Origin of the sequence: Noviherbaspirillum denitrificans (assembly GCF_002211445.1) — a bacterium.
Taxonomy (GTDB): domain Bacteria; phylum Pseudomonadota; class Gammaproteobacteria; order Burkholderiales; family Burkholderiaceae_D; genus Noviherbaspirillum; species Noviherbaspirillum denitrificans.
This window is the reverse complement of sequence record NZ_LSTO01000001.1, coordinates 4,495,087-4,521,438: the sequence shown is the minus strand read 5'-3', so window position 1 is coordinate 4,521,438 and position 26,352 is coordinate 4,495,087. Positions and strand designations below refer to the sequence as shown.

Annotated in this window: 26 protein-coding genes and 1 tRNA gene; 14 read left to right on the top strand and 13 right to left on the bottom strand. The window is 62.1% G+C overall.

Annotated features, from left to right (window positions below):
• Positions 1–129: 129 nt before the first annotated feature.
• From AYR66_RS21915 to AYR66_RS21905, 3 genes are all read left to right on the top strand, one after another.
• Positions 130–1,185, top strand: coding sequence for a zinc-binding metallopeptidase family protein (locus AYR66_RS21915; RefSeq protein WP_088709268.1), 1,056 nt, complete (start codon positions 130–132; stop codon positions 1,183–1,185).
• A gap of 67 nt (positions 1,186–1,252) precedes the next feature.
• The gene (locus tag AYR66_RS21910) at positions 1,253–1,642 is read left to right on the top strand and encodes a hypothetical protein (protein WP_088709267.1); all 390 of its coding nucleotides are present in this window, start codon (positions 1,253–1,255) and stop codon (positions 1,640–1,642) included.
• 294 nt (positions 1,643–1,936) lie between these two features.
• On the top strand, positions 1,937–2,158 hold the full coding sequence (locus AYR66_RS21905) for a hypothetical protein (protein WP_088709266.1): 222 nt from the start codon (positions 1,937–1,939) through the stop codon (positions 2,156–2,158).
• A gap of 7 nt (positions 2,159–2,165) precedes the next feature.
• On the opposite strand, the gene AYR66_RS21900 is transcribed toward AYR66_RS21905, so the two are convergent.
• Both AYR66_RS21900 and AYR66_RS21895 read right to left on the bottom strand, forming a co-directional pair.
• On the bottom strand, positions 2,166–4,163 hold the full coding sequence (locus AYR66_RS21900; protein ID WP_088709265.1) for a helicase-related protein: 1,998 nt from the start codon (positions 4,161–4,163) through the stop codon (positions 2,166–2,168).
• A gap of 76 nt (positions 4,164–4,239) precedes the next feature.
• A complete protein-coding gene (locus AYR66_RS21895) occupies positions 4,240–5,466 on the bottom strand; it encodes an MFS transporter (protein WP_234814975.1) in 1,227 nt (408 codons plus the stop codon).
• A gap of 133 nt (positions 5,467–5,599) precedes the next feature.
• Here AYR66_RS21895 and AYR66_RS21890 point away from each other — a divergent pair, with 133 nt between their 5' ends.
• The 4 genes from AYR66_RS21890 to AYR66_RS21875 all read left to right on the top strand — a co-directional run bounded on the left by AYR66_RS21890 (position 5,600) and on the right by AYR66_RS21875 (position 9,435).
• Positions 5,600–6,124: a PaaI family thioesterase gene (locus tag AYR66_RS21890; RefSeq protein WP_088709264.1), complete on the top strand. Its 525-nt coding sequence runs from the start codon at positions 5,600–5,602 to the stop codon at positions 6,122–6,124.
• Positions 6,125–6,305: 181 nt separating this feature from the next.
• Positions 6,306–6,611 carry a DUF485 domain-containing protein gene (locus AYR66_RS21885; protein ID WP_088709263.1) on the top strand — a complete coding sequence of 102 codons (306 nt, stop codon included), beginning with the start codon at positions 6,306–6,308 and terminating at the stop codon, positions 6,609–6,611.
• Positions 6,611–8,275: a cation acetate symporter gene (locus AYR66_RS21880; protein ID WP_088709262.1), complete on the top strand. Its 1,665-nt coding sequence runs from the start codon at positions 6,611–6,613 to the stop codon at positions 8,273–8,275. The genes AYR66_RS21885 and AYR66_RS21880 overlap by 1 nt, the downstream gene beginning before the upstream one ends.
• 80 nt (positions 8,276–8,355) lie before the next feature.
• Positions 8,356–9,435 (top strand): DUF294 nucleotidyltransferase-like domain-containing protein, encoded by a 1,080-nt coding sequence (locus AYR66_RS21875; RefSeq protein ID WP_088709261.1) that lies wholly within the window; start codon positions 8,356–8,358, stop codon positions 9,433–9,435.
• A 1-nt stretch (position 9,436) separates the two neighbouring features.
• On the opposite strand, the gene AYR66_RS21870 is transcribed toward AYR66_RS21875, so the two are convergent.
• On the bottom strand, positions 9,437–10,126 hold the full coding sequence (locus tag AYR66_RS21870) for a DUF4197 domain-containing protein (RefSeq protein WP_088709260.1): 690 nt from the start codon (positions 10,124–10,126) through the stop codon (positions 9,437–9,439).
• A 111-nt stretch (positions 10,127–10,237) separates the two neighbouring features.
• On the opposite strand from AYR66_RS21870, the gene AYR66_RS21865 reads away from it, so the two are divergent.
• From AYR66_RS21865 to AYR66_RS21855, 3 genes are all read left to right on the top strand, one after another.
• Positions 10,238–11,053: a class I SAM-dependent methyltransferase gene (locus tag AYR66_RS21865; protein WP_170942237.1), complete on the top strand. Its 816-nt coding sequence runs from the start codon at positions 10,238–10,240 to the stop codon at positions 11,051–11,053.
• Between the two features lie 253 nt (positions 11,054–11,306).
• On the top strand, positions 11,307–11,573 hold the full coding sequence (infA, locus tag AYR66_RS21860) for a translation initiation factor IF-1 (RefSeq protein WP_088709258.1): 267 nt from the start codon (positions 11,307–11,309) through the stop codon (positions 11,571–11,573).
• 32 nt (positions 11,574–11,605) lie between these two features.
• Positions 11,606–12,454: a class I SAM-dependent methyltransferase gene (locus AYR66_RS21855; protein ID WP_088709257.1), complete on the top strand. Its 849-nt coding sequence runs from the start codon at positions 11,606–11,608 to the stop codon at positions 12,452–12,454.
• 58 nt (positions 12,455–12,512) lie between these two features.
• Here AYR66_RS21855 and AYR66_RS21850 read toward each other — a convergent pair.
• The 3 genes from AYR66_RS21850 to pepN form a co-directional block, all read right to left on the bottom strand.
• Positions 12,513–12,588 (bottom strand) — tRNA-Thr (locus AYR66_RS21850).
• Between the two features lie 133 nt (positions 12,589–12,721).
• Positions 12,722–13,723 carry a class 1 fructose-bisphosphatase gene (locus AYR66_RS21845; RefSeq protein WP_088709256.1) on the bottom strand — a complete coding sequence of 334 codons (1,002 nt, stop codon included), beginning with the start codon at positions 13,721–13,723 and terminating at the stop codon, positions 12,722–12,724.
• Positions 13,724–13,746: 23 nt separating this feature from the next.
• Positions 13,747–16,413: an aminopeptidase N gene (pepN, locus tag AYR66_RS21840; RefSeq protein WP_088709255.1), complete on the bottom strand. Its 2,667-nt coding sequence runs from the start codon at positions 16,411–16,413 to the stop codon at positions 13,747–13,749.
• Positions 16,414–16,484: 71 nt separating this feature from the next.
• On the opposite strand from pepN, the gene AYR66_RS21835 reads away from it, so the two are divergent.
• Both AYR66_RS21835 and AYR66_RS21830 read left to right on the top strand, forming a co-directional pair.
• Complete coding sequence (locus tag AYR66_RS21835; RefSeq protein WP_088709254.1) at positions 16,485–16,826, top strand: hypothetical protein; 342 nt, start codon at positions 16,485–16,487, stop codon at positions 16,824–16,826.
• Between the two features lie 134 nt (positions 16,827–16,960).
• The gene (locus AYR66_RS21830; protein WP_088709253.1) at positions 16,961–17,575 is read left to right on the top strand and encodes a DUF4136 domain-containing protein; all 615 of its coding nucleotides are present in this window, start codon (positions 16,961–16,963) and stop codon (positions 17,573–17,575) included.
• Here the strand turns inward: AYR66_RS21830 and AYR66_RS21825 are convergent.
• From AYR66_RS21825 to AYR66_RS21800, 7 genes are read right to left on the bottom strand one after another with little or no spacing between them, the layout of a single operon-like run.
• Complete coding sequence (locus tag AYR66_RS21825; RefSeq protein ID WP_088709252.1) at positions 17,572–19,437, bottom strand: DUF1631 family protein; 1,866 nt, start codon at positions 19,435–19,437, stop codon at positions 17,572–17,574. The two genes, AYR66_RS21830 and AYR66_RS21825, sit on opposite strands and share 4 nt — an antisense overlap.
• Positions 19,437–19,592: a hypothetical protein gene (locus AYR66_RS29040; protein WP_170942011.1), complete on the bottom strand. Its 156-nt coding sequence runs from the start codon at positions 19,590–19,592 to the stop codon at positions 19,437–19,439. The genes AYR66_RS21825 and AYR66_RS29040 overlap by 1 nt, the downstream gene beginning before the upstream one ends.
• Positions 19,589–20,563, bottom strand: a complete 975-nt coding sequence (locus tag AYR66_RS21820) for a quinone oxidoreductase family protein (protein WP_088709251.1) — start codon at positions 20,561–20,563, stop codon at positions 19,589–19,591. Before AYR66_RS21820 ends, AYR66_RS29040 begins: the two co-directional genes overlap by 4 nt.
• Before the next feature lie 9 nt (positions 20,564–20,572).
• On the bottom strand, positions 20,573–20,965 hold the full coding sequence (locus AYR66_RS21815) for a methylglyoxal synthase (RefSeq protein ID WP_088709250.1): 393 nt from the start codon (positions 20,963–20,965) through the stop codon (positions 20,573–20,575).
• Positions 20,966–21,745 carry an SDR family oxidoreductase gene (locus AYR66_RS21810; RefSeq protein ID WP_088709249.1) on the bottom strand — a complete coding sequence of 260 codons (780 nt, stop codon included), beginning with the start codon at positions 21,743–21,745 and terminating at the stop codon, positions 20,966–20,968.
• Between the two features lie 8 nt (positions 21,746–21,753).
• On the bottom strand, positions 21,754–22,665 hold the full coding sequence (locus tag AYR66_RS21805; RefSeq protein WP_088709248.1) for a DMT family transporter: 912 nt from the start codon (positions 22,663–22,665) through the stop codon (positions 21,754–21,756).
• Positions 22,666–22,709: 44 nt separating this feature from the next.
• On the bottom strand, positions 22,710–24,236 hold the full coding sequence (locus AYR66_RS21800) for a helicase HerA-like C-terminal domain-containing protein (RefSeq protein WP_088709247.1): 1,527 nt from the start codon (positions 24,234–24,236) through the stop codon (positions 22,710–22,712).
• Positions 24,237–24,379: 143 nt separating this feature from the next.
• Here AYR66_RS21800 and AYR66_RS21795 point away from each other — a divergent pair, with 143 nt between their 5' ends.
• Positions 24,380–25,105 (top strand): YebC/PmpR family DNA-binding transcriptional regulator, encoded by a 726-nt coding sequence (locus tag AYR66_RS21795; RefSeq protein WP_088709989.1) that lies wholly within the window; start codon positions 24,380–24,382, stop codon positions 25,103–25,105.
• Positions 25,106–25,204: 99 nt separating this feature from the next.
• A partial coding sequence (gene purD / locus AYR66_RS21790) for a phosphoribosylamine--glycine ligase (protein ID WP_234814974.1) occupies positions 25,205–26,352 on the top strand: 1,148 nt, incomplete at its 3' end.

Sequence of the window (26,352 nt, the reverse complement as noted above, 5' to 3'; positions counted from 1 at the left end):
GTTTTAGTAGAGACCGACCGTGGACGTTTTGTTCCTGACAACTTGCCATTGCAGAAAGATGTGTCAAGAATCGGAACGTTTTGCTGCTCTTTCCATCCCACCATGTCCGAAGCAGCATGCAGCTCCCCGATGAAAACCTTCCACTGCGACAAATGCGGCCAGCTCGTCTTCTTTGAAAATGTCCGCTGCGAGAATTGCGGCAGCGTACTCGGCTACCTGCCCGATGACATGGCCATCCATGCGTTCGAGGAGGACGGCGAAGGGACGCTGCGCAGCCCGGATCTGCGCCTCGCTGGGCGCGGCTACAAAAAGTGCGTCAACTATGCGCACGAAGACGTCTGCAACTGGATGCTGGAAGCGGGCGAGGCGAGCGAGCTGTGCGCCTCCTGCCAATTGACGCGCATCATTCCCGCGCTGTCGTCGGAAAAGAACCGCCTGTACTGGAAACGCCTCGAAGCCGCCAAGCGCCGCCTGCTGTACACGTTGTGGGCGCTGCACCTGCAGCCAACGCCGAAGCTGAATGATCCGGACGCGGGCCTTGCCTTCGAATTCCTCGAAGCGGCCCCGGGTCAACCCGTGATGACCGGTCATGCGAACGGCGTCATCACAATCAATATCGCGGAAGCCGATCCCTCCTTCCGCGAAAAGACGCGCGAGGACATGGGCGAGCCTTATCGCACGCTGCTCGGCCATTTCCGGCACGAGAGCGGCCATTTCTATTTCGACCGGCTGCTTGCGGACAGCGACAGGCTGGGTGAATTCCGCGCGCTGTTTGGCGACGAGCGCGAGGATTATGCGGCGCGCCTCAAGGCGCACTACGACAACGGCCCGCCGGCCGACTGGAACGAACGCTTCGTCAGCGCCTATGCCAGCATGCATCCGTGGGAAGACTGGGCGGAAACCTGGGCGCACTACCTGCACATGGTCGATACGCTGGATACCGCCCTTGCCTGCGGCATGATGCTCAAGCCAAAGCGTGCCGGCGACCCGGAACTGGTGATCGAAAAGCAGCCGGTGCGCAGTGACGACTTCGACGATGTCCTTAACGACTGGTTTGCACTGTCCTACGTGCTCAACAGCCTCAACCGCAGCGTGGGAATGCCCGACCCGTATCCCTTCACGCTGTCGACGCCCGTGATCGGCAAGCTGCGTTTCGTGCACAAGGTCGTGCGCTCGCGCTTCTGACAGGGGAATTTATCGCCCCGCCTGTTGTCAGTCGTTACACCTTCCCGCAACGCTTTTCGCCTGATCCATGACGCACCACGCCGCCGCTGAACTGTTCGATCCAAACCGCCTGTTCGATACCTTGCAACAGATGCTCGACCTTGAAAACGACGAGGCGCTGTCCCATGTGCTGCACGTCGAACCCTACCTCATCAAGCGTGTGCGCGAGGGCGTCCATCCGATCGATCCCGCGCTGTTGATCCGCATCAACGAAGCAACTGGCATCAACATGCGCGACCTGCGCCAGATGATGGGTGACCGGCGGACCGAATACCGCCTCGATACCTCACCACCTCCGGTCGTTGCGCCGGTGAAGGAAGCCGTGGAGAAACACGGCGAAGGCGAGGAAAGGGACAAGCTGCGGCGCTCGTTCGAGCGTGACGATACGGGCTTGCCCAACTTTGTGCAGTGGTCGTGAGGGCGGCAATCCATAGCGTGGCACCGTACCCCTGACCGAACTTTCCTTGGAATTCACCAGACCGTCCCCACCTATGAAGGACGGCCGGGATGCTCCACATCAATGACAACATCGCCCTGCGCTGGCATCCTAATTGCTAAATCTCCTGTACTTGTACTGATTTCGGATTTGCAAGCGGCGGCTTCAACCATGCTTGTCGAATGCCGGCGCTCCGACAAGGACACCGGCGAGCAATCTGGAGCCTTGAACCACCCATTTCAAGTAACGTAAAAAATGCAAACAATGACTTATCACATGGATAATCTGAAGGCCACTGCAGAGATCCAGGAAACCGACGTAGGCGGTGGCCGCATCCTCGCTGTCGTATCCATCCAGGAGGGCAAGGAAGGTCCTGCCCACTGCTCCCATCACACCATCGTGTTCGAACCGGGCACCGGCAAGAGCATCGTCGAAGCAACCAAGACGCTCGTGCATAACCTGATGCACAAGCACCATCTCCGAAAACCGGCTGCCTGAGCGACCATCACCGGGCGTAGGCGCGGCGCACCTGCGTCTCCTTACGCCCTCCCCGGCTGCGCATCGCCCGGTTTTGCGACTGCAGGATGCCGTCGATCCGCTCCGATGCTTCGCGTGCCATGCGCTGGGCTTCTTCCCCATGCGGGAAGAATTCCGGATTGCGATAGCTGAGCCACGCATACGCCGAGTAAAGCTTGCAGTCGTCTTCCACTTCCTGCAGCGTCGCGCGCGCATTGTGCTCGCCGATCCAGTCGAGATGGCTGGCATGGCCGCGTGCCAGTGCGCGTGCCCATTTCTGCCACGCGGCGTGTAAAGATGGCACGCGCGAAGAGATCGGCACCAGCGACAGCGTGAACTTGTCTGCCAGCGTCAGCGGCAGCGTGTCGAGCCACATCGCGCGCTCAGCTTGCTCCTCGGTGATGCGCGGTGTGAAGAAACCGTCCGGCACGTCGATGTCGGTTTCGAAGCGCTTGAGGAGTCTTGCCAGCGATTGTTCACCTGTGACAGAGGCGATCCGGTTCAGGTGTTCCAGCGTCGGCGCCACCGAAAAGCCGAGCGACGAGATCGGCGGCACCTTTTCCTTCAGCAGGGCGCGGATCACGTAGTGCGTGTCATCGTCGTAGCCGGCGACGAAGCCTTCCTCGTGCACGCCGAAGCGCCCTGCCCTGCCCGCGATCTGCTTGACAAGCGCGGCGCTCAGTTCTTCTTCCTCGACACCGTTGTACTTCACGGCGGTGGTCATCACCACGCGCTGGATGGGCAGGTTCAGGCCCATCGCGATGGCGTCGGTGCCGACCACGACGTCGGCGCTGCCTTCGCGGAAACGCGCCGCCTGTGCGCGCCGTACTTCGGGCGAGAGGTTGCCGTACACCGTCGCCACCGACAGCCCCATTTCTGTGATCATGTCGCGCCACATCAACACCTCGCGCCGCGAAAACGCGATCACCGCGTCGCCGCGCCGCAGGTTGCGCAGCTTGCGCACCGGCTGGCCCTCCATCGACAGCGGCGCCTTGCGCGTGAGGGTACGGATTTCCAGTGGACAGTCGAGCCGCCTTGCCAGCGCTTCGATGGCACGCCGCGCCTCGGGCGCGCCGACGAGGTACACCACATTGGCCGGCGCGCCGCAGACCGCCGCCGTCCATGCGGCGCCGCGGTCACGGTCGCCGAGCATCTGGATCTCGTCGATCACCGCGATGTCGACGCGTGTCTGCGTGTCGAGCATTTCCACCGTGCTGGCGACGTGCGTCGCGCCTTCGACGACGCGGCGCTCTTCGCCGGTCACCAGGCTCACTTTCAATCGCTCGCCGTTGCGCTCCATTTCGCCGAGACGCTCGTAGTTCTCCAGCGCGAGCAGGCGCAAGGGGGCGAGATAAACGCCGCTCTTCGCTTTCGCCAATGCCTCCATCGCCTCGTGCGTCTTGCCGGAATTGGTCGGCCCGAGCAATGCGATGAAACGGCGCGGCAGGCGGCGCGCTAGTTCAAAGGTGGCGGGATATTCGGCCAGGTTGATACTCTCGCGCGTGCGGGCGGCATTCATTGCCTCCTGCTGGCGCTCGATGGCGTGGATCAGGCGTTGCTCGACGCGGTCGAGCACATGGTCGACCGGCGCCGAGGATTCCTTGAGCGCAAGGACGTGCAGGAACTCACGCGCATCGAGCCCGACGTCGTCGGCGCGCGCAGCAAGCGCTTCGACGAATTCGCTGACCTTGCGGTGCAGGTTTTGCCGCGCCTTCGGATGCACGCGCTCGCGCGCCAGCGCCAGTTTCTTTTCCGCAGACAGGTTGCGCCACTTGCCGGCATTGGCAAGCACGCCGTCCGGCGGGATCAGGTCATAGGGAATGCGCAGGCCGCCGGCTTCGGCGATGCCTGCGAAGCGGACCACGACGCGGCCTTCCAGCTTGGCCAGTTCCGCGCCTTCGGCGCGAAGGTGCTGCTCGAGGGCATCGGACAGTACGGCGTCGTTATCCGGGATGGGGTCGTGCGTTTCCTGCTCGGTGGTGTTCATGCAGTTAGGATGTCTTGCTTGGGTGGCGGTTCCGCGCAGTATAGCGGCTTGCCGCAAGACATCCTTCCTGCCCTGTTCAAGCCGTGGCCGCGCGTGCCGGCAGCTTCGCTTCCCGGATCGGCAAATTGGACAGTGCGGCCGCGATCGCCAGCACGATGTCCGCGTACCACATCCAGGTGTAGTCGCCGAAATTGACGAAGGCCAGCCCGCCCAGCCATGCGCCGAAGAAGGCGCCGGTCTGATGCGACAGCAGTGTCAGTCCGAACAACGTCGCGAGATAGCGCGTGCCGAACAGCTTGCCCACCAGGCCCGCCGTCGGCGGCACCGTTGCCAGCCAGGTGGCGCCGAGCGCTGCAGCGAAGATATAGAAGGTCCATGCAGACTTCGGCGCGAGCAGGTAGATCACGATGATGAGCGCGCGGCTGCCGTACATCGCGGCCAGCAGGACTTTCATGCGCATGCGCGAGGACAGCACGCCCGCCGACAGGCTGCCGGCGATATTGAACAGGCCGATCAGCGCCAGCGACGTTGCCGACACGCCGGCAGGCAGGCTGCACAGCGCGACTTCACCGGGCAGGTGGGTGACCAGGAAGGCGATATGGAATCCGCAGGTGAAGAAGCCTGCATGCAGCAGCAGGTAGCTCGGGTCGCGCAGGGCGATCTTCAGCTGCTGCTTGAGGCCGATGTGCGCAGGATCGTTTGTGGCTTGCGCGGCCGGCGCGCTCCGGCGGCGCAGCGGCCATGCAAGCGGAATGGTGAGCAGCGTGGTGACCGCCATCGTCAGCATCGCGGCCACCCAGCCGGCGGTATTGATGATGGCCTGCATCAGCGGCGCAAAGACAAACTGCCCGAAGGAGCCGCCGGCATTGATGAAGCCCGACGCAAATGCGCGGCGTTCTGCGGGCAGCCGTTGTGCGGCCGCGCCGATCAGGATGGAAAAGCTGCCCGCCCCTGCTCCGGCTGCACTCAGGATGCCGAGGGTCATGATCAGCCCCCATTTCGAATCGACGAAGGGCGTCAGCGCCGTACCCACCGCCAGCATGATCGCGCCGACGACGATCACCTTGCCCGGACCATGCTTGTCGGCGATGGCGCCGAAGATGGGTTGCGACGCGCCCCACATGAACTGCCCGACCGCCATCGCAAAGCTGATGGACACGATGCCCATTCCGGTCGAGGTATTGATGGGCGACACGAAGAGGCCGGTGGTCAGGCGCGCCCCCATCGTGATCATCATGATCGCCGCTGCCGCCAGCATCAGCATCCACGCCGCGCCTGGCGTCATTCCAGTCTGTTGTTGCATGAAGGTTCTCCCGGGCGGACCGCCGCCAATTAGGTGCATATGCACATTTATACGCGAAATCGATTATAGTGTATATACATATATTTCACCGGTCGCGTCCGGCCACCTTCCCATCCTTTATATGAGGCAAGCAATGAACCTGCAAGAACCGCTGAACGAGTGGCAAACCGATGAAGCCGCCATTCGCCCTGCCATGATCCCCGCCGGTGTCGCTTCGCGGGAGCAGTTGCGCGAACGCTCAGGCCTGGAATTCCTGCACGGGATTATGCGCGGCGAATTGCCGCCCCCGCCGATCGCGGTGCTGCTCGACTTCCTCATTGTGAAGGTCGAACCGGGTCTCGTCGTCTTCCAGGGCACACCGGGTCCGCAGCATTACAACCCGATCGGCTCGGTGCACGGCGGCTATGCATCCACGCTGCTCGATTCCTGCGTCGGCTGCGCGGTGCACAGCATGCTCCCCGCGGGCAAGGGTTACACTACGCTTGAACTGAAGATCAATTTCGTGCGCGCGCTTACCGACAAGACCGGCCCCATCCGTGCAGAAGGCAAGGTGATCCACGTCGGTGGCCAGGTCGCGACCGCCGAGGGCAGGATCGTCGATGCGCAAGGCAAGCTGTATGCGCATGCGACGACGACCTGTCTGCTATTCCCGATTTGAAGCTGCACATTGTCGTCGCAACGACAATGCTGCTCGCCGCGCATGATCTGGATCAAATTTCCACTGCTTTTTCGATTGCCGCACGATGATTTTTCGAAGCCCCTTCATTCGGTAAGGGATCAGTAAGACAGCGCCCGTATCCTCGCAAGCTCTTGTAAGTTAATAAAGTGAGGGGACGAAAATGCATGACGATCTTGTCCAGAAGGTCAAATCGAATCCAAAGTACCAGAAGCTGGTATCTACCCGTTCCAGTTACGGATGGACACTGACGTGGATCATGATGGTTGCGTACTACGGTTTCATTTTGCTGGTCGCATTCAACAAGGAACTGCTCGGCGCAAAGATGGGCGCAGGTGTCACCACCTGGGGCATTCCCATCGGCCTGTTCGTGATTGTGTTCACCGTTGTCATCACCGGCGTCTACGTGCGCCGCGCCAACGGCGAGTTCGATGAACTCACCGCCGAAATCCGCAAGGAGGTGATGTGATGCACGGCCTCAAACGCATTCTTCCCGCGCTCGCCCTGCTGGGTGCAGCCGGCGCCGCATTCGCCGCCGGTGCCGACCTCGGCCAGGCCGAGAAGCAGGCAACGAACTGGACCGCCATCTCGATGTTCGGCGTGTTCGTCATCATGACCCTGTTCATTACCAAGTGGGCAGCTGCCAAGACCAAGTCCGCCGCTGACTTCTATACGGCGGGTGGCGGCATCACCGGCTTCCAGAACGGTCTCGCGATTGCAGGCGACTACATGTCGGCTGCTTCCTTCCTCGGCATTTCCGCCGCGGTCTTCCTCAATGGCTACGACGGCCTGATCTACTCGATCGGCTTCCTCGTCGGCTGGCCGGTCATCACCTTCCTGATGGCCGAACGCCTGCGCAACCTCGGCCGCTTCACCTTCGCCGACGTCGCCGCCTACCGCTTCGAGCAAAAGCCGATCCGCGCCTTCGCCGCATCGGGCACGCTGGTCGTCGTCGCGTTCTACCTGATCGCGCAGATGGTCGGCGCAGGCCAGCTCATCAAGCTGCTGTTCGGTCTCGAATACTGGATCGCGGTCGTTCTGGTCGGCTCGCTGATGATGGTGTACGTGCTCTTCGGCGGCATGACCGCCACCACCTGGGTGCAGATCATCAAGGCGATCCTGCTGTTGTCCGGCGCCTCCTTCATGGCCTTCGTCGTGATGTCGCAGTTCAACTTCAGCCCGGAAGCGCTGTTCGCGAAGTCGGTCGAAATCCATGAGAAGAAGGACGCCATCATGGGCCCCGGCACCTTCATCAAGGATCCGATCTCGGCAGTCTCCTTCGGCATGGCGCTGATGTTCGGCACCGCCGGCCTGCCGCACATCCTGATGCGCTTCTTCACCGTGCCGAGCGCGAAGGAAGCACGCAAGTCGGTGTTCTGGGCTACCACCTGGATCGCTTACTTCTACATCCTGACCTTCATCATCGGCTTCGGCGCGATCGTCCTGGTCAGCACCAACCCGGCATTCAAGGATGCAGCAGGCAAGCTCCTCGGCGGCAGCAACATGGCGGCGATCCACCTCGCCACCGCGGTCGGCGGCAACGTGTTCCTCGGCTTCATCTCGGCCGTGGCTTTCGCCACCATCCTCGCCGTGGTTGCCGGCCTCACGCTGTCCGGCGCATCGGCCGTGTCGCACGACCTGTACGCCACCGTCATCAAGAAGGGCCAGGCCACCAGCGAAAACGAACTGCGCGTCTCGCGTGCGACCACCGTCATCCTCGGCATCATCGCCGTCGTGCTCGGTATCGTGTTCGAGAAGCAGAACATCGCATTCATGGTGTCGCTCGCCTTCGCGATCGCCGCGTCGGCCAACTTCCCGGTGCTGTTCATGTCCGTGCTGTGGAAGGGCTGCACCACCCGCGGCGCGACCATCGGCGGCTTCCTCGGCCTGATCACCGCCGTCGTGCTGACGGTGCTGTCGAAGTCGGTGTGGGTCGATGTCTTCGGTTACAAGGCGGCGATCTTCCCTTATACTTCGCCAGCCCTGTTCTCGATGACCGCCGGTTTCGTCGGCATCTGGCTGTTCTCCATCCTTGACAGCAGCGCGCGCTCCCGCGAGGACCGCATCGGCTTCGAAGCGCAAAAGGTGCGCTCGGAAACCGGTATCGGCGCCGCGGCAGCCTCTGCCCACTAAACAGGCAGGCTCGAACAAACCCCGGGGCGCTTACCCCGGGGTTTTTTATTTGGCCGCATGCAAATGCGGCGATCATCCTGATGCTTGAACCGGATACATCGCAACCCGCCCTCTCCAGCAGCGAAACACCGCTGCTGCAGGCGCGCGCCATCACGGCGGCGGCGCACGATGTACCCGGCCTGAAGCAGGCCGCCGCGCAAATCCGTGCACTCGCGCATCGCCTCGTCGACACAGCGGGCGGCGCCGAGCCGGCCACGCGCATCATCTCCGCCGTGAACGACGTGCTGGCGTGCCGCGTGGTCGAAGTCATCGCAGCGGACAGGGCACCCACGGACTTGCCGTGGTGCTGGATCGCACTCGGCAGCGAAGGCCGCCAGGAACAGACGCTCCTGAGCGACCAGGACAATGGCCTCATCTTTGCGGATGAGGCCGAGCCTGCCCGTCCCCGCCTGCTCGAGATGGCGCAGCGGATCAACGACGCCCTTGACGCCTGCGGCTTCCCCCTGTGCACGGGCAAGGTCATGGCGGGCAATCCCGAATGGTGCCTGAGCCTGCACGAATGGAAGGAACGCTTCCGCGAATGGATCTTCGAAGGCGATCCGCAGGCGCTGCTCAATGCCAGCATTTTCTTCGACTTGCGCCCGTTGTTCGGCGAACACGCGCTCGCGGAAGAACTGGGCAACTGGCTTGCAGAGGAAGCTTCCGGCAACCCGCGCTTCCTCTACCAGATGGCCGCCAACGCGCTGCAGCGCGAAGTCCCGCTAGGGCTGATCAGGCGGTTTGCGGTGGAAAGGAAAGGGAAATACCGCGGCACGATCGACCTCAAGATCAAGGCCGCGTCCCTCTTCATCGACGGCGCCCGGATCTACGGGCTTGCCAGCGGCACGCATGCCGTCAACACCGCCGACCGTTTCCGCCTCGCGGCAAAGGCCAACCGCCTGCATCCGAGCGATGCTGAGCGATGGATCGGGGCGTTTCATTTCATCCAGACGCTCAGGCTGAGGCACCAGCAGGCCTGTTTTCGGCGCGGTGAAGAAATGCACAACCATGTCGCCCCTGCGGCGCTCGATGCGCCGGATCGCAAGAGGCTGCTGCACGCGTTGCGCGAGGCAAGACATCTGCACCACCGGCTGGTGCTGGATTACCCGGGGATTGGCTGAATCAGTTCAACGCGCCGAACACCTTGCCGATGATCTTGCTGCCCGTGCCGATCGGATCCTTGCGGATCGCACGCTCCTCTTCGGCGATGATCGTGTACAAGCCATCGAGCGCCTTCTGCGTCACATAGCCCTCCACGGTCGCCTGGTCCGAGCCGACACCCAGTTTCGACGCCTGCGACATCGCGCCGTTGTACATCGCCGACAGGTTGGAACGGTCGGTGACCTTCTTCACGATTGGCAGGAACTTCACTGCAAGCTCGGCCGACGTCTTCTCGCGGAAGAAATCGGTCACCGAGGTCTCGCCGCCTGTCAGGATCTGCTTGGCGTCGGTGAGGGTCATGGATTTGACTGCGTTGACCAGCAGCGGCTTGGCCATCGGGACGGCCGCTTCCGCCGCGCGGTTCATCGACACGACCAGCTCGTCGAGCTGCTTGCCCTTCCCGGTCATCTTCAACAACGGCCGCGCCTGTTCAAGGATCGACGGCAGCTGGATCTTTACCTTGTCGTTATTGAGGAAGCCGTTCTCCACGCCAAGCCGGGCCACGGCGGCATTGGAACCCCGTTCGAGGGCCGCCTTCAGCCCGCCCGCCGCATCCTGGTTGGACAAGTCCGCCAGGGAAGCCGCCATGACGGCCGAAGCAGAAAGACACAGCGCCAGGAAAGCGCCTCGGGGGAGCGTAAACAAGGACATGTGAACTCCTTCTGGAAGTTGCCGGCTTTCCAGTCTACGCTGGATCGTGAAGCTTGACCAAGAACAATGGCTACACCGCGATTGGCAAAAGGCTACCCCAGGGAGCAACTCTTGGATCTTTCACATTACCGGGCATCATCTGCGGAACGCGAACGTGCTGGGAGCCTGCTCTCCCTCATTCCGGCAGCAGGAAAGCTTGCCCTCGACATAGGCGCGCGCGACGGCCATTTTTCCCTCCTGCTCGCCGAACGTTTCGACCGGGTGATTGCGCTGGACCTGACACTGCCGCGCATTTCGCATCCCCGGGTGGAATGCGTCGCCGGCAACGCCGCCGCATTGCCCTACGAGGACAACGCGATCGACCTGGTTTTCTGCGCCGAAGTACTTGAACATATCCCCCCGCCATTGCTTTCCAGGGTATGCGGGGAACTGGAACGGGTATGCCGCGGCACCTTGGTAATCGGCGTGCCATACAAGCAAGACTTGCGTTTCGGCCGTACGACCTGCTACACCTGCCGGCAAACCAACCCGCCCTGGGGACATGTGAACAGTTTTGACGAACAAAGACTCGCGCAGCTCTTTCCCTTGTGCTCTGTGAGAACAGTGGCGTTTGCCGGCCAGACCACTGAAAGAACCAATGCACTGTCCGCATGGCTGATGGACCGTGCCGGGAATCCGTACGGCACCTACGTGCAGGAAGAGCCCTGTGTGCATTGCGGGAGCAAGCTCCTTCCACCTCCCGAGCGCAGCATTGCGCAAAAGGTGCTGACCCGCCTGGCGTTCTGGACGCGCAGATTCAGCGATTCTTCCCGGCCAAGGGGAAACTGGATACACATGGCATTCTCGAAGGCAGGCGCGCCTCCGCCACAAAACCGGGAAGCAATGGCGCACAGCACGAATGGCCAAATCCCGGGCGTGTTACAATGATGATGCTGCAGCAGTTTGCTTACCTCTGTTGTGGCTGTATCTGACTCGGCTCACGGCAGCCTCAACACCGCATTGCCAATCCATCCAGACGCAACAAATGCGTGATGGTGGTCATATCGTTCACCCCTCGGCAAGCTCCCTCTTTACGCTGAAAAGCGTACCCCTGCATTCGAATTGATATTCGATTGCATTAGTGGCAAATATTTACTCTGCATTCTTTTTGCAGAATTCATCGACAGAATAAGGATTGGCAATGGCGAAAGAAGAACTCATTGAAATGCAAGGCAAAGTTGACGAAATCCTCCCGGATTCCCGATTTCGCGTCACACTCGAAAATGGTCACACCCTGATCGCTTATACCGGTGGCAAGATGCGCAAGCACCATATCCGCATCCTGGCTGGCGATCGCGTAACAATCGAACTCTCTCCTTACGACTTGACGAAAGGTCGCGTAACGTTTCGGCACCTGGAGACACGAGCACCGCGCCCAGCCGGTGATGTTCGACGTACTTCCCGTTGAGACGAGAACCCTCTACTCAATTTTTTTCCGCCATGAGCAACGACCTGAATATCAAACCCGGCCAGTCGATCGAGCTGCTGAAAGAGCTGCATATCCTGACGCGCGACGGAAAATTGAACCAGGACAGTCGCAGAAAACTGAAACAGGTCTACCACCTGTACCAGTTCATCGAACCGCTATTGCAGGATGTACAGCAGGACCATGCTGATATCACGCTCGTGGATCATGGCGCAGGAAAGTCCTACCTCGGCTTTATCATTTATGACCTGTTCTTCAAGAACCTGGCCGACAAATCGCACATCTACGGCATCGAGACCCGCGATGAACTGGTAAAGAAATCTCAGGAGCTGGCGCAGCGGCTGAACTTCCCCGGCATGTCGTTCCTGAATTTATCGGTAGCTGAATCAATCACGTCGACGCAGTTGCCCGCAACGATCGATATCGTCACCGCGCTGCATGCCTGCAATACCGCCACCGATGACGCCATTCGCTTCGCACTGCAGAAGAAAGCGAAGTTCATCGTGCTCGTGCCGTGCTGCCAGGCGGAAGTTGCTTCCGTGTTGAAGAAAAACAAAGGCAAATCACTGGGCCGGGACGCCTTGACCGAAGTCTGGCGCCATCCCATCCACACCCGTGAATTTGGCAGCCATGTGACCAATGTCCTGCGCTGCCTGCAACTCGAAGCGCATGGCTACCAGGTCAACGTGACGGAACTCGTGGGGTGGGAGCATTCCATGAAGAATGAACTGATTATTGCCACCTACAAGGGACTGCCTGCCGGCCGTCCAAGCAAGCGCTTGCAGCAGGTGCTGCAGGATCTGGGGCTGGAAGAGATGAAGGATCGCTTTTTTACGCCGGAATTGATGTCGAGTCACGACTGACGGTAAAACCAGCCAACAAAAACAAAACGGCCCGCATCGCTGCGGGCCGTTTGCATTCTGGTGCTGATGAGACGAATCGAACGTCCGACCTACTGATTACGAATCAGTTGCTCTACCGACTGAGCTACATCAGCGAAAACGACGATTCTACCAAAAAAAGTTACAGATCCGCTAGTGCGCTGATTTCCGGCCTTGCGATAAACGCATCATGACCGGAAAACCGATGCAAATTGCTCAACATTTTGCATCCCGCCTCGCGGAAATCCCTTACTCCGCGTGGTAGCTGGTCACGCGCTCGACTTCGCTGCGCGAACCCAGGAATACCGCCACGCGCTCATGCAGCTTCTGCGGCTGGACGTCGAGGATGCGCTGCTTGCCGTTGGTTGCGGCGCCGCCCGCCTGTTCCACGATGAAGGCCATCGGGTTGGCTTCGTACATCAGGCGCAGTTTGCCCGGCTTGTCCGGTTCGCGGGCGTCGGCCGGGTACATGAAGATGCCGCCGCGGTTCAGGATGCGGTGCACGTCGGCGACCATGGAGGCGATCCAGCGCATGTTGAAGTTCTTCTGGCGCACGCCGGTTTCGCCGGCGAGCATTTCGTCGACGTAGCGCTTGACCGGCGGATACCAGTGGCGGGCGTTGGAGGCGTTGATCGCGAATTCCTTGGTCTCGGCCGGGATCTTCATGTCGCGCTGGGTCAGCACCCAGGAACCCATTTCACGGTCGAGCGTGAAGCAGTTGACGCCATTGCCGGTGGTGAGCACCAGCACGGTTTGCGGGCCGTACACCGCGTAGCCGGCGGCAACCTGCTTCGCGCCGCACTGGAGGAAGTCCTTTTCGGTCGGTTCTGCCATGCCGTCCGGCGCCTTCAGCACGGAGAAGATGGTGCCGATCGAGACGTTGACGTCGATGTTGCTGGAGCCGTCGAGCGGATCGAACAGCAGCAGGTATTCGCCCTTGGGGTAACGATTGGGAATGGGATGGATGCCTTCCATTTCCTCGGACGCCATTGCCGCGAGATGGCCGCCCCATTCGTTGGCTTCGAGCAGCATCTCATTGGAGATGATGTCGAGCTTCTTCTGGACTTCGCCCTGCACGTTCTCGCTGCCGGCGCTGCCCAGCACCTCGCCCAGCGCGCCCTTGCCGACGGCATGGCTGATGGTCTTGCAGGAACGCGCGACGACTTCGATCAGCAGGCGCAGCTCGGCGGGGATGTTGTTGTACAGACGCTGCTCTTCGACCAGGTACTGCGTCAGGCTGACTCTTTTCATGGATTTTTCCGGTAAGGGCTAAGTTAGTTGGAGATGGATTTGGTGATGACCTCGAGGACGTCCTTCGACAGTTCCTTGGTGGCGGCGACCTTCTTCAGTGCGGCGTGCATCTTCTCCTGCAATGCCGGTGCGTACTTGCGCCAGCGGTCGAGTGTGCGTGCCAGGCGGGCGGCGACCTGCGGGTTGATTGCGTTGAGCGCGATCACCTGCTCGGCCCAGAACTGGTAGCCGCTGCCGTCCACCGCATGGAACTGCGACGGGTTGCCGTTGCAGAAGCTGAAGATCAGGCTGCGGGCGCGATTCGGGTTCTTGAGTGTGAAGGCCGGGTGCTTCATCAGAGCGCGCACGGCGGCAACGTCCGTGGTGCGCGACATGGCCTGCAGCGCGAACCACTTGTCAACCACCAGCGCTTCCTGCTCGAATTCCTCGTAGAAGCTGTTGAGTGCGTCGGCGCGGCCGGGCGCGCTGCTGTTGGCGAGCGCGGTCAGGGCCGCGATGCGGTCGGTCATGTTGTTGGCATTGTCGTACTGCGTCTGCGCAAGGTGGTGCGCATCGGCGTCGTCGTTCTCGACAATGTAGGAAAGTGCGAGGTTCTTCAGCGCGCGCTTTCCGGCGGCGATCGCATCGGGGCTGTAGGTGCCCGGCGTGCGGTTGGCCTGGTACGCGACCATCCAGTCGCCGCGCAGGGACGAGGCCAGCGAGCGGCGCAGGAAGCGGCGCACCGCGTGGATGGCGTGCGGATCGATGACGTCCATCTGCTCGGCGACCACGGTTTCCGACGGCAGTGTGAGCGCGAGTTCGCGGAAGGCGGGGTCGAGCGCTTCGTCGTTGAGGGCGGCGCGGAAGGCGTCGTTGAGCGTGCCTTCTTCGAGTTCGGCGTCGCTCAATGCCTGGTTGTTCTGCACTGCACCGGTCAGCGCGAGCATGCGGCGCATCGCCAGGCGCTGGCCGGCTTCCCAGCGGTTGAACGCGTCGCTGTCGTTGGCCATCAGGAAGGCGAGTTCGTCGTCGGTGTACGCGATGTCGAGCACGACCGGCGCGGAGAAACCGCGCAGCACCGAGGGTACCGGGCGTTCGGTCACTTGCTTGAAGCGGAAAGTCTGGGTGGCTTCGGTCAGTTCCAGCACCATGGTCGCGGGCGCTTCATCCTGTTGCTCGCCTTCAAGGCGCAGCGGCATGTCCTTGCCGCGCGCATCGAGCAGGCCGATGGCGACCGGGATGTGGAAGGGCTGCTTCTCTGCCTGGCCGGGTGTTGGCGGGCAGGATTGCGTGAGCGTGACGGCATAGGTCTGCGCGTCGGCGTCATATTCGGTATCCACCTTCAAGCGCGGCGTGCCGGCCTGGCTGTACCAGAGTTCGAACTGCTTCAGGTCGCGGCCGTTGGCATCGGCCATCGCGGCGCGGAAATCGTCGCATTCAACCGCCTGTCCGTCATGACGCTCGAAGTACAGGTCCATGCCCTTGCGGAAGCCGTCGCGGCCGAGCAGGGTCTGGTACATGCGCACGACTTCGGCGCCCTTTTCGTAGATCGTGACGGTGTAGAAATTGTTGATCTCGACGTAAGAGTCGGGACGCACCGGATGCGCCATCGGGCCGGCGTCTTCCGGGAACTGCGCCTGGCGCAGCACGCGCACGTCCTCGATGCGCTTGACCGCGCGGCCACTGTCGGTGCCGATCAGGTCGGCCGAGAATTCCTGGTCGCGGAAGACGGTCAGGCCTTCCTTCAGCGACAGCTGGAACCAGTCGCGGCAGGTGACGCGGTTGCCGGTCCAGTTGTGGAAGTATTCGTGGCCGACCACGGATTCGATGCCGGCGTAATCGGTATCGGTGGCAATGCGCGGATTGGCCAGCACGAACTTGGTGTTGAAAATGTTGAGGCCCTTGTTTTCCATCGCGCCCATGTTGAAGTCGCTGACGGCGACGATCATGAAGCGGTCGAGGTCCAGTTCCAGGCCGAAGCGTTCCTCATCCCAGCGGATGCTGTTCTTGAGCGAATCCATTGCATGCTGGGTCTTGTCGAGGTTGCCGTCTTCCACCCACACCTGCAGCAGCACTTCGCGGCCGGATTTCAGCGTGTAGGTTTCTTCCTGGCACACCAGCTTGCCGGCGACCAGCGCGAACAGGTAGGACGGCTTCTTGAACGGATCTTCCCAGACCGCGTAGTGGCGGCCGTCGCCAATATCGCCCTGCTCGATGAGGTTGCCGTTGGACAGCAGTACAGGGTACTTTTCCTTGTCGGCACGCAACATCACGGTGTACTTCGCCATCACGTCCGGACGGTCGGGGAAATAGGTGATCTTGCGGAAGCCTTCCGCCTCGCACTGGGTGAAGAAGTTGCCGTTGGACACGTACAGGCCCATCAGCGAGGTGTTCATGGCGGGATGGGTAACGGTCTCGATCTCGAGCGTCACGTTGTCCGGCGGATTGAAGATTTCCAGCGTGCCGCGGCCGAGCGCGTACTGGCGCTTGGACAGATCCTTGCCGTTCATGCGCAGTTGCTCCAGCCGAAGCGACTCGCCGACCAGCACGAGATTGCGGTTCGGGCTGTCGGGATTGCGGCGCAGGGTCATGCGGGTGGCGACGTGGGTGGCCTCGGGATCGAGATCGAAGCCCATTTCGACGGTATCGACCCAGTAGCTGGGAGGGGTGTAGTCCTTGCGATAAATCGTCTGGGGAGTATCAGTGCGCATAAGCAGGCAATCAGGGGATAATGACGCGACAAACTGCTATTTTACCAACCGTCAGCGGCGAGGACCCATACATGAAATCATCCTTTGCGCTTTTCGTAGTTGCCATTTCGGCATTGCTTTCCGCCTGCACGCAGGAGCAGCAAAACCAGATCAGCCGCAGCGTGCAGAACTGGACCGGCACCAATGGCGTCCTGGAGATCTACGCCGGCGACAAGCTGGTGCGCCGCTTCATCCACGTAGACAAGATTTCGACGGCGATGGGCACGAGCGACAACCAACCGCGGCCCTACCGTTACGGATACGGCGTGCTGGACGAGAACCTGAACATGGTGGTCGATCCGGGGGAAAAGAAGGTCTACTTCGAGGTCAGTGACTACGGCTCGAATTACATCTTCTTCGAGAGCCCGCGTTAGCAGGAAAGCTTATATATTTTTGTAAGGCTTTTTCAAGAGTCCACGTTAGGTTACAAAACGTTACGGATCTTTACGCACCGGTACCGACCTAATTTCTATACTGGCATCAAGACACCGATCCGCTGGAGAACATCATGAAAGCATTGCTGTCCGCCTGCATCCTGGCCGTCAGCACCCTGGTCGTCGGTTGCGGCACGATCATCCGCAGCGACGTCACCACCTTCCACGAATGGCCCGACACCCTGGCCGACAAATCCTACGTGTTCGAACGCACGAAGGAACAGAACGACAGCCTGGAGTACAAGAATTACGAAAACCTGGTGCGCCACGAGCTGAACCAGCTGGGTTTCAGTGAAGCACCGAGCGGCACAAAGCCGGCGCTGAAAGCGGCGCTCAGCTACAGCATCAACGGCCGTGACGTGCGCGAGGTGTATCCGGTGGTCGTCAATCCGTATCCGTACTGGTATGGTCCGGCATGGCGCGGCTACTACGGCCCGTTCTACGATCCGTTCTGGTTCGGCCCGCCCGTGGTCGAGCAGCGCGTGTCGCAGTATCACCTGTTCAACCGCCAGCTGCGCGTGACGCTGGCGCGCATGTCGGACAGCAAGAAACTGTTCGAGACGACTGTAGTCAGCGAAGGCACCAACGGGTCGCTGGCGTCCGTCATGCCCTACATGGTGCGCAGCGCGTTCACCGAGTTTCCGGGCAAGAACGGCGTACCACGACACATCGAGCTGAAGATGGATTAAAGAAGTTTGGGCAATACAGCGGCAATCGCGCGCGTCACAAATTCCCCAACCGGGAGGCCGGCCACCCGTTCCGCGTACATGCCCTGCGCCAGCCCGTCACGGTCCAGCGTGAACAGCAATTGCCCCTGCCGGCCAGTGAAAATGAAGCGGCTGCCGGCGGGGCTCACCCAGAGCAGTTTGCAGTTGAGCCTGCTGCCGTCATTACGCACGAATTCACACCACGCGCCCGGCAGCAGCCGGGCGATTTCCTGCATGCAGGGAGCGAGGGCGTCCGCCCGCTGTTCCTCCGCGCGCCGGTCGAGGTCGTGTTCGCTGGCACGCTCCATCCTGTCCATGCGGCGTTCGAGTTCGCTGGACGTCGCATCCGGGCCGCGCATGGCAGTGGCATGCAGGCCGGCCAGCGCGGAAAAGAATGCTTCGCGTTCCTGCCCTTCCCATTTCACGACGTTGAGCCACGCATTGAGCAACGAAAGCAGGCTGGGCAGGCGCTCGGCGAGCGCCTTGCGATCCGCCGCATCCTGGCGCGGCTGCACGCTGGCAACCAGGTCGTCCATGGCGAACCGCACCTTGTCCAGCACGTCGGGCTTGGCATCGCGAATACCGTAGGCGAACACCAGCACGCGCAGCCATTGCTCCCGCAGGAAGGTTTCGATGACGGGCTCGACCTCGCCGCTTTCGATGCGCGCACGCACGTCTTCCTGCGCGCGGCGTTCGGCCTGCGCGATGTTTTCCTGGGCAACCGCGGCGGCAATCTCGTTCCGCAAGCGCTCATCGGAGACGCGGCTTTCTCGCGCGGCCAGGATATCCAGTTCATCGGCGATGCCCTCGCATTGCCCAGGCAGGCGTGCAATGGCAGCGGCGATGCGGTGGATCAGTACATCTTCTTCACCGTCCGCGCGGCATCCGAGGCCCGCGGCAAGAATGGATTCCAGCGCGCGACGCAGCGTATGGCGTGCATCGAAAAAGAATTGCGGGTCGCCGAGGATGGCCTGTTTCAGCGGCTCCGTCGCCAGGAGCTGCCTGATACGCGCGGGAACCGCGTCGAAATCCATGAGCCAAGCCAGCATATCGTCCGCAAGCGCATCGGCGCGGGCCACATTTACCGTCAGCATGCCTTCAGGCGCCAGCCATTGCCGCAATGCCTCGTCGGCAGGGGGCGGCGGAATCGGCGCGCGTTGCTTTCCGCGTTCGCTCAGCAGGCACTCCGCATCCGGCAATACCTTGCGCAAGGCAAGCTCCTGGTTCAGCGCCTGCCAGACGGGGACCAGGTCGAGGAAAACCGCAGCATCCATCTGGCGCAGCACCAGCCTGTGCCTGTCTTCCTCCGGATCGAAGATGCTCCAGGCGTCGGCAATGGCCTTGAGGAAGACCGCGGAGCGGAACGGGTTGTGCGCCGAGCCGATCTCTTCCACGTCCAGCCAGTGCGCAATGCGCAGGCTGAGCACCGCGAGTTCGGCGGCGCCGGCGCGGTCCATGGCCTGGCTGAGGTTGTCGACGATCACCTTGCGTTCCATTGCGGCAAAGGTGGCGTGGGAGAGGTCGAGCGCGCCGTGGCCGCTGACCGAGGCCGCATGGTCCGCCGCATCCTGCACCGCCTGCATCAGCGCGCGCTGCAGGCTGTCGGCGACCAGGCGCTGGAAGGTGGCGCGGTGTGCTTGCAGGCGCTGGTGCGCGCCCTGGAACAATTCGCTTTCGGTCACGCCTGCGGCATCGGCGATGCGTGCCTCGAGCACCTGTTCGAGGCGCGAGGTGAAGGCATCGAGCTGCCCCGCGCACAGGCGCAACGCGGCGAACGCCATGGTGTGCAGCATGGCCAGGCGGTCCGGCGCAATCGCGCTCTTGCCCGGGGCGCGGGGAGACATCAGGAATACATCGCTTCGGAGATGAAGGTGACCGCGACGATCACCAGCACCGCAGCGCCGAGGATGATCAGCAGGCGCCCGAACTTGGGCGCATCGTCGGAACCCGCCGGCTGTTCCGGCGGGTGGTCCATCGGATTGTCGGGCTTGTCGCTCACGGCAGCAGGATGGTGGAGCCGGTGGTCTTGCGCGCCTCGAGGTCGCGGTGCGCCTGGGCGACATCCTTCAGCGCATAGCGCTGGTTGATGTCGATCTTGACCTTCTTGCTTTCCACCATGCCGAACAGGTCGGCCGCCATGTTGTCGAGGTCTTCGCGCTTGGCGGTATGGGTGAACAGCGTCGGACGCGTGATGAACAGCGAACCGCGCGACGCCAGTTCCTGCAGCCCAAACGGCGGCACCGGACCGGAAGCGCTGCCAAAGCTGACCATCATGCCCAGCGGCGACAGTGAATCGAGCGAACCCGTGAAGGTATCCTTGCCGATCGAATCGTAGACCACCGGCACGCCCTTGCCGTTGGTGATTTCCTTGACGCGCTCGACGAAGTTTTCGGTGTTGTAGTTGATGGTGTGCGTGCAGCCGTGCGCCTTGGCCAGCGCCGCCTTCTCGTCCGAGCCGACGGTGCCGATCATCGTCACGCCAATCGCGCGTGCCCACTGGCAGGCGATGAGGCCGACGCCGCCCGCGGCCGCATGGAACAGGATGGTTTCGCCGCCCTTCAGCGGGAAGGTACGGCGGAACAGGTACTGCACGGTCAGGCCCTGCAGCATCATCGCCGCGCCGGTGTCGAAGTCGATCGAATCGGGCAGCCGGACGAGCACCGACGCCGGCATCACGCGCAGTTCAGCATAGGCCCCGGTCGGGCGGCCCGCATAGGCGACGCGGTCGCCCGGCTTGACGTGGGTGACGCCCTCGCCCACCGCTTCCACCACGCCCGCGCCTTCCATGCCGAGGCCGGCGGGCAGCGGCTGCGGATAGGCGCCGGTGCGGAAGTAGACATCGATGTAATTCAGCCCGCACGCCATCTGGCGCACGCGCGCTTCGCCCGGTCCGGGATCGCCGACTTCGACGTCGACGTATTCCATCACTTCCGGTCCGCCAACCTGGTTGATTCGAATTGCCTTTGCCATGGGAACTCCCTAGTTATGACTATGGTGGTGATGCGGCACCAGTTGCGTCAGCATCATGCGGGCCGACGTGACGTTGGTGGCGCAGGGGATGTTGTGGACGTCGCAGGCGCGGACCAGCGCATTGATGTCGGGTTCGTGCGCCTGCGGCGTCATCGGGTCGCGCAGGAAGATCACGAGGTCGATCTTGCCTTCGACCAGCTCCGCCCCGATCTGCATGTCTCCGCCGTAGGGGCCGGAGAGCTTGCGTTCGACGGTCAGGCCGACCTCGTCGTGCAGGCGCTTGCCGGTGGTGCCGGTCGCGACGAGGATGCACTGCCGCAACAGGTCGGCGAACTCCGAGGCGAGGTCGACCATGTCGTCCTTCTTCTGGTCGTGGGCAATCAGGGCGATGCGTTTTTTCATTTAGAAGGTTCCCGGATAATTGCCGCCGTCGAGCAGCACGTTCTGCCCTGTCATGTAGCCGGCATGCACGCTGCACAGGAATGCACAAACCGCGCCAAATTCAGCCGGGTCGCCGAAGCGCTGCGCGGGTATCTGCAAGCGTCGCGCCTCGAACACTTCATCCATGCTCTTGCCGGTGGTGCTCGCCGCCGAGCCGAGCGTCTTCTTCAGGCGGTCGGTATCGAACTGGCCGGGAAGCAAGTTGTTGATCGTCACGTTCTGCGCCACCGTCTTGCGTGCGATGCCGGCAACGAAACCGGTCAGGCCCGCACGCGCGCCATTCGACAGGCCGAGGATGTCGATCGGCGCCTTCACCGCGCTGGAGGTGATGTTGACGATGCGGCCGAAGCGGCGGCTCATCATGCCGTCGACAGTCGCCTTGATGAGTTCGATCGGCGTCAGCATATTGGCGTCGATGGCCGCGATCCAGTCGTCGCGCGACCACTTGCGGAAATCGCCAGGAGGCGGTCCGCCTGCATTGGTCACGAGGATGTCGGGATTCGGGCAGGCCGCGAGCGCCTGCGCGCGTCCTGCCGGCGTGGTGATGTCGCAGGCGACAGCGGTCACGGTGACGCCGTACTTCTGGCGGATCTCCTGCGCGGTGGCTTCCAGTTCACTGGCGGTACGCGCAACGATGGTGACGTGCACGCCCTCGGCGGCGAGCGCTTCCGCGCAGCCGCGTCCCAGTCCCTTGCTGGCGCCGCAGACCAGCGCGTGTTTTCCTGCAATTCCGAGGTCCATGGTTTTCCCTATGCTTTCTTCTTGGACAATAAATAAATCCCGGCCAGCACGAGCGCCGTGCCGGCCATCTGGATACCGGTGATCGGTTCGCCGAGGATCAGCGCGCCGAGGAAGAGCGTGGACACCGGACCGATCATGCCTGCCTGCGATGCGGTGGGTGCGCCGATGCGCGACACCGCTTCCATTGTCAAATATACCGGGAACACCGTGCAAAAGACGGCGTTCACCAGCGACAGGCCATAGACCTGCATCGGCTGCACCAGCATCGATGCCGGCCGCAGCAGGAAAAACTGCAGGATGCATGCCACGCTCGACACGCACATTGCGTATGCAACGAGGCGCAGCGAGCCGACACGCTTGACCAGTTCGCCGGACTGGAGCAGGTACAGCGCATAGGCGATCGCGCTGCCAAGCACGAAGGCGCCGCCCAGCACTACATTCGGGCCGCCCAGCCGCACGTCATGCAGGAAGACCAGCACCGTGCCGAGATAGGCAGTGCCGAGCGCCATCCACTCCGCCGTCCTGATCTTCTTGCGCAGGAAAGCGACCGAAATCAGCAGCACGAATGACGGCGTGAGGAACAGGATCAGCCGCTCGAGGCCGGCCGAAATGTACTGCAGCCCGAGGAAATCGAGGAAGCTCGACAAGTAGTAACCGAGCAGGCCCAGCACGACGATCCGGCCACGCTCGCCGTTGGTCAGCGGCGCTTCCGTGCGCGATTTCCATAACGCGATTGCGGCAAAGAAGGGCAGCGAAAACAGCATGCGGAACGCGATCAGCGTGACTGCGTCGACGTGGAAGCGGTAGATCAGCTTGGCGACGATGGCCTTGGCCGAAAACAGGATGGCGCCCGAAATGGCGATCGCCAGGCCGGTGAGGAAGGCCCGGCGCGCGGCCGGAGAATCAGTGGTGGAAAGCATCCGGCGATTTTACGCCGGACGTGATTTTCTTACATTGAGGCAGCTTACTTCTTCAAAATGGATCCGAGAACGCCACGGATGATCTCGCGCCCGACTTGCGAACCGATGCTGCGCGCCGCGGACTTGACCATCGCTTCGACCATGGTGTCCTTGCGCCGGCCGACACCGCCTCCTCCGCCGAACAGGCCGCCGAGCACATCGCCGAACCCGCCGCCGGACGGCGGTGCAGGCGCTTCCGCCTGCGGCGCTGCCCTGCCCTTTGCCGGCTTCGCGTCTTCCGCAGGCATTTCCTTCGTCACGCGGCCCTTCAGCTTTTCGTACGCGGATTCGCGGTCGACGGATTTCTCGTACACGCCGGCCACGATCGAATTCGCGATGAATTCCTTGCGCTCGTCATCGGTGATCGGGCCGATCTGCGATGCGGGCGGGACGATAAACGCACGCTCGACAATGTTCGGGCGCCCCTTCTCGTCGAGGAAGGACACCAGCGCCTCGCCCACGCCCAGCTCGGTGATGACCTGCGCGGTATCCAGTTTCGGATTCGGACGGAAGGTTTCGGCCGCCGTCTGCACCGCCTTCTGGTCGCGCGGCGTGTAGGCGCGCAGCGCATGCTGCACGCGGTTGCCGAGCTGGCCGAGCACGGTATCGGGAATGTCGAGCGGGTTCTGCGTGACGAAATAGACGCCGACGCCCTTGGAACGAATCAGGCGCACCACCTGCTCGATCTTTTGCAGCAGCGCCTTGGGCGCCTCGTCGAACAGCAGGTGCGCCTCGTCGAAGAAGAACACCAGCTTCGGCTTGTCGAGGTCGCCGACCTCGGGCAGGTGTTCGAACAGTTCGGCCAGCATCCATAGCAGGAAAATCGCGTAGAGGCGCGGCGATTGCAGCAGCTTGTCGGCGGCGAGGATGTTGACCACGCCCTTGCCCTGCGCATCGGTCTGCATGAAATCCATGATGTTGAGCATGGGCTCGCCGAAGAACTTGTCGCCGCCCTGCTCTTCAATCGCCAACAGCCCGCGCTGGATGGCGCCGACGCTCGCCGGAGAAATGTTGCCGTACTCCGCCTGCAGCTGGGCGGCGTTTTCCGCGACGTTCTGCAGCATCGCGCGCAAATCCTTGAGGTCGAGCAGCAGCAGGCCGAGGTCGTCGGCGACCTTGAACACCAACTGGAGCACGCCTTCCTGGACTTCGTTCAGGTTCAGCATGCGCGCGATCAGCAGCGGACCGAGGTCGGACACGGTGGCGCGCACCGGATGGCCCTTTTCGCCGAACACGTCCCAGAACGTGACCGGGCAGGCGGCCCATGCCGGTTCGTCCAGTTTCAGCAGGTCAAGCCTTTCCTTGATGCGCGGCGTCGGCGATCCGGCCTTGCCCAGGCCGGACAGGTCGCCCTTGACGTCGGCCATGAAGACCGGCACGCCGATGCCGGACAGCGCCTGCGCGACGGCCTGCAGCGTGACCGTCTTGCCAGTGCCGGTTGCGCCCGTGATGCAGCCATGGCGGTTGGCGAGGTTGGACAACAGGACGAGTTCCTGCTCCTGGTTCTTGGCGATCAACAGGCTCTTTGACATGTTTTATGAACTTTCCGGCAAGTTTTTGGAGGGGGTCGATATGGTAAAATTGTAGATTGGTTTTCGGACCGGCACCCGGCTATTTTGGATCAATTCTCGCGGTGCCGCCGCCCTTCCTCGAATACTTCCAAGAAAGAATTACCATGGCTGGACACAGTAAATGGGCCAATATCAAGCACAAGAAAGCTGCTGCTGACGCCAAGCGCGGCAAGGTTTGGACACGACTGATCAAGGAAATCACCGTCGCAGCCCGCATGGGCGGCGGCGACATGGACAGCAACCCGCGCCTGCGCCTGGCGGTGGAAAAGGCTGCCGACGCCAACATGCCGAAGGATAACGTCACCCGCGCGATCCAGCGCGGCACCGGCGGCCTGGAAGGCGCGAACTACGAAGAAATCCGCTACGAAGGCTACGGCATCAACGGCGCCGCGATCATCGTCGACTGCATGACCGACAACCGCGTGCGTACCGTGGCCGAAGTGCGCCACGCATTCAGCAAGTTTGGCGGCAACATGGGCACCGAAGGTTCGGTGGCCTTCCTGTTCAAGCATTGCGGCCAGCTGTTCTTCGCGCCGGGCACAGACGAGGACAAGCTGATGGAAGCCGCGCTGGAAGCCGGCGCCGAAGACGTGGTGACCGACGAGGAAGGCGGCATCGAAGTGCTGACCGCGCCGAACGACTTCTCCGTCGTGAAGGACGCGCTGGAAAAGGCCGGCTTCAAGGCTGAAATGGCTGAAATCGTGATGAAGCCGTCCACCGAGACCGTGTTCACCGGCGACGACGCCGTCAAGATGCAGAAACTGCTCGACGCAATCGAGAACCTCGACGACGTGCAAGAGGTGTATACCAACGCCGTCATCGAAGAATAAGAAATAGCAAGAACTGTCTAAGTCTGTCTTTCGCTTTACCCGTTTCACAAGTAAATTGGGGAGTGCAGTTTGCACTCCCCCCAACGTTTCGATATCTCCATGAAAATTCTGGTAGTCGGCTCAGGCGGCCGCGAACATGCCCTGGCTTGGAAGCTCGCGCAATCCGAGCGGATTCAAATGGTTTATGTTGCTCCGGGCAATGGCGGCACCGCGTCCGACCCGCGCCTGCAGAATGTCGACATCACCGATCCGGGCTGGCTGGCGCAATTCGCGATCAAGGAGCACATCGCCCTGACCGTCGTCGGCCCCGAAGCGCCGCTGGCTGCGGGCATTGTCAACATCTTCCGCGAGCAGGGCCTGAAGGTATTCGGCCCGACCAAGGAAGCCGCCCAGCTGGAAAGCTCCAAGGATTTCGCCAAGGCGTTCATGAAACGCCACCGCATCCCGACCGCTGACTACCAGACCTTCTCGGATGTCGCCTCCGCGCGCAAGTACATCAACCAGAAAGGCGCCCCGATCGTGATCAAGGCCGATGGCCTGGCCGCGGGCAAGGGCGTGGTCGTGGCGATGACTGTCGAAGAGGCGCATGCCGCGGTCGACATGATGCTGTCGGACAACAAGCTCGGCGATGCCGGCGCGCGCGTCGTGATCGAGGAATTCCTCGCTGGCGAGGAAGCCAGCTTCATCGTCATGGTGGACGGCAAGCACGTGCTGCCGCTGGCCACCAGCCAGGACCACAAGCGCCTGAAGGACAACGACGAAGGCCCGAACACCGGTGGCATGGGCGCCTACTCGCCCGCCCCGATCGTCACGCCTTCGCTGCACGCGCGCGTGATGCGCGAAATCATCAACCCGACCGTACTGGGCATGCAGAAGGACGGCATCCCGTACACCGGCTTCCTGTACGCCGGCCTGATGATCGACGCCAAGGGCAATCCGAAGACGCTGGAATTCAACTGCCGCATGGGCGACCCCGAAACCCAGCCGATCATGGCTCGCCTGAAGACCGATTTCGTGAGCGTGATGGAACACGCGGTCAACTGCACGCTGGACGAGGTCGAACTGGAATGGGACCGCCGCACCGCGCTCGGCGTGGTGATGGCCGCCGCCGGCTATCCGGACGCGCCGCGCAAGGGCGACGTAATCACGGGCATTCCTGCCGAGACGCCGGATTGCGTGACCTTCCATGCCGGCACGACGATGGCGGGCGGCAAGGTGACGACTTCCGGCGGCCGCGTGCTGTGCGT

Coding starts and splice junctions, on each gene's coding strand:
- AYR66_RS21915 (WP_088709268.1), top strand. CDS start 130: ATGAAAACCTTCCACTGCGACAAATGCGGCCAGCTCGTCTTCTTTGAA.
- AYR66_RS21910 (WP_088709267.1), top strand. CDS start 1,253: ATGACGCACCACGCCGCCGCTGAACTGTTCGATCCAAACCGCCTGTTC.
- AYR66_RS21905 (WP_088709266.1), top strand. CDS start 1,937: ATGGATAATCTGAAGGCCACTGCAGAGATCCAGGAAACCGACGTAGGC.
- AYR66_RS21900 (WP_088709265.1), bottom strand. CDS start 4,163: ATGAACACCACCGAGCAGGAAACGCACGACCCCATCCCGGATAACGAC.
- AYR66_RS21895 (WP_234814975.1), bottom strand. CDS start 5,466: ATGCAACAACAGACTGGAATGACGCCAGGCGCGGCGTGGATGCTGATG.
- AYR66_RS21890 (WP_088709264.1), top strand. CDS start 5,600: ATGAACCTGCAAGAACCGCTGAACGAGTGGCAAACCGATGAAGCCGCC.
- AYR66_RS21885 (WP_088709263.1), top strand. CDS start 6,306: ATGCATGACGATCTTGTCCAGAAGGTCAAATCGAATCCAAAGTACCAG.
- AYR66_RS21880 (WP_088709262.1), top strand. CDS start 6,611: ATGCACGGCCTCAAACGCATTCTTCCCGCGCTCGCCCTGCTGGGTGCA.
- AYR66_RS21875 (WP_088709261.1), top strand. CDS start 8,356: ATGCTTGAACCGGATACATCGCAACCCGCCCTCTCCAGCAGCGAAACA.
- AYR66_RS21870 (WP_088709260.1), bottom strand. CDS start 10,126: ATGTCCTTGTTTACGCTCCCCCGAGGCGCTTTCCTGGCGCTGTGTCTT.
- infA (WP_088709258.1), top strand. CDS start 11,307: ATGGCGAAAGAAGAACTCATTGAAATGCAAGGCAAAGTTGACGAAATC.
- AYR66_RS21855 (WP_088709257.1), top strand. CDS start 11,606: ATGAGCAACGACCTGAATATCAAACCCGGCCAGTCGATCGAGCTGCTG.
- AYR66_RS21845 (WP_088709256.1), bottom strand. CDS start 13,723: ATGAAAAGAGTCAGCCTGACGCAGTACCTGGTCGAAGAGCAGCGTCTG.
- pepN (WP_088709255.1), bottom strand. CDS start 16,413: ATGCGCACTGATACTCCCCAGACGATTTATCGCAAGGACTACACCCCT.
- AYR66_RS21835 (WP_088709254.1), top strand. CDS start 16,485: ATGAAATCATCCTTTGCGCTTTTCGTAGTTGCCATTTCGGCATTGCTT.
- AYR66_RS21830 (WP_088709253.1), top strand. CDS start 16,961: ATGAAAGCATTGCTGTCCGCCTGCATCCTGGCCGTCAGCACCCTGGTC.
- AYR66_RS21825 (WP_088709252.1), bottom strand. CDS start 19,437: ATGTCTCCCCGCGCCCCGGGCAAGAGCGCGATTGCGCCGGACCGCCTG.
- AYR66_RS21820 (WP_088709251.1), bottom strand. CDS start 20,563: ATGGCAAAGGCAATTCGAATCAACCAGGTTGGCGGACCGGAAGTGATG.
- AYR66_RS21815 (WP_088709250.1), bottom strand. CDS start 20,965: ATGAAAAAACGCATCGCCCTGATTGCCCACGACCAGAAGAAGGACGAC.
- AYR66_RS21810 (WP_088709249.1), bottom strand. CDS start 21,745: ATGGACCTCGGAATTGCAGGAAAACACGCGCTGGTCTGCGGCGCCAGC.
- AYR66_RS21805 (WP_088709248.1), bottom strand. CDS start 22,665: ATGCTTTCCACCACTGATTCTCCGGCCGCGCGCCGGGCCTTCCTCACC.
- AYR66_RS21800 (WP_088709247.1), bottom strand. CDS start 24,236: ATGTCAAAGAGCCTGTTGATCGCCAAGAACCAGGAGCAGGAACTCGTC.
- AYR66_RS21795 (WP_088709989.1), top strand. CDS start 24,380: ATGGCTGGACACAGTAAATGGGCCAATATCAAGCACAAGAAAGCTGCT.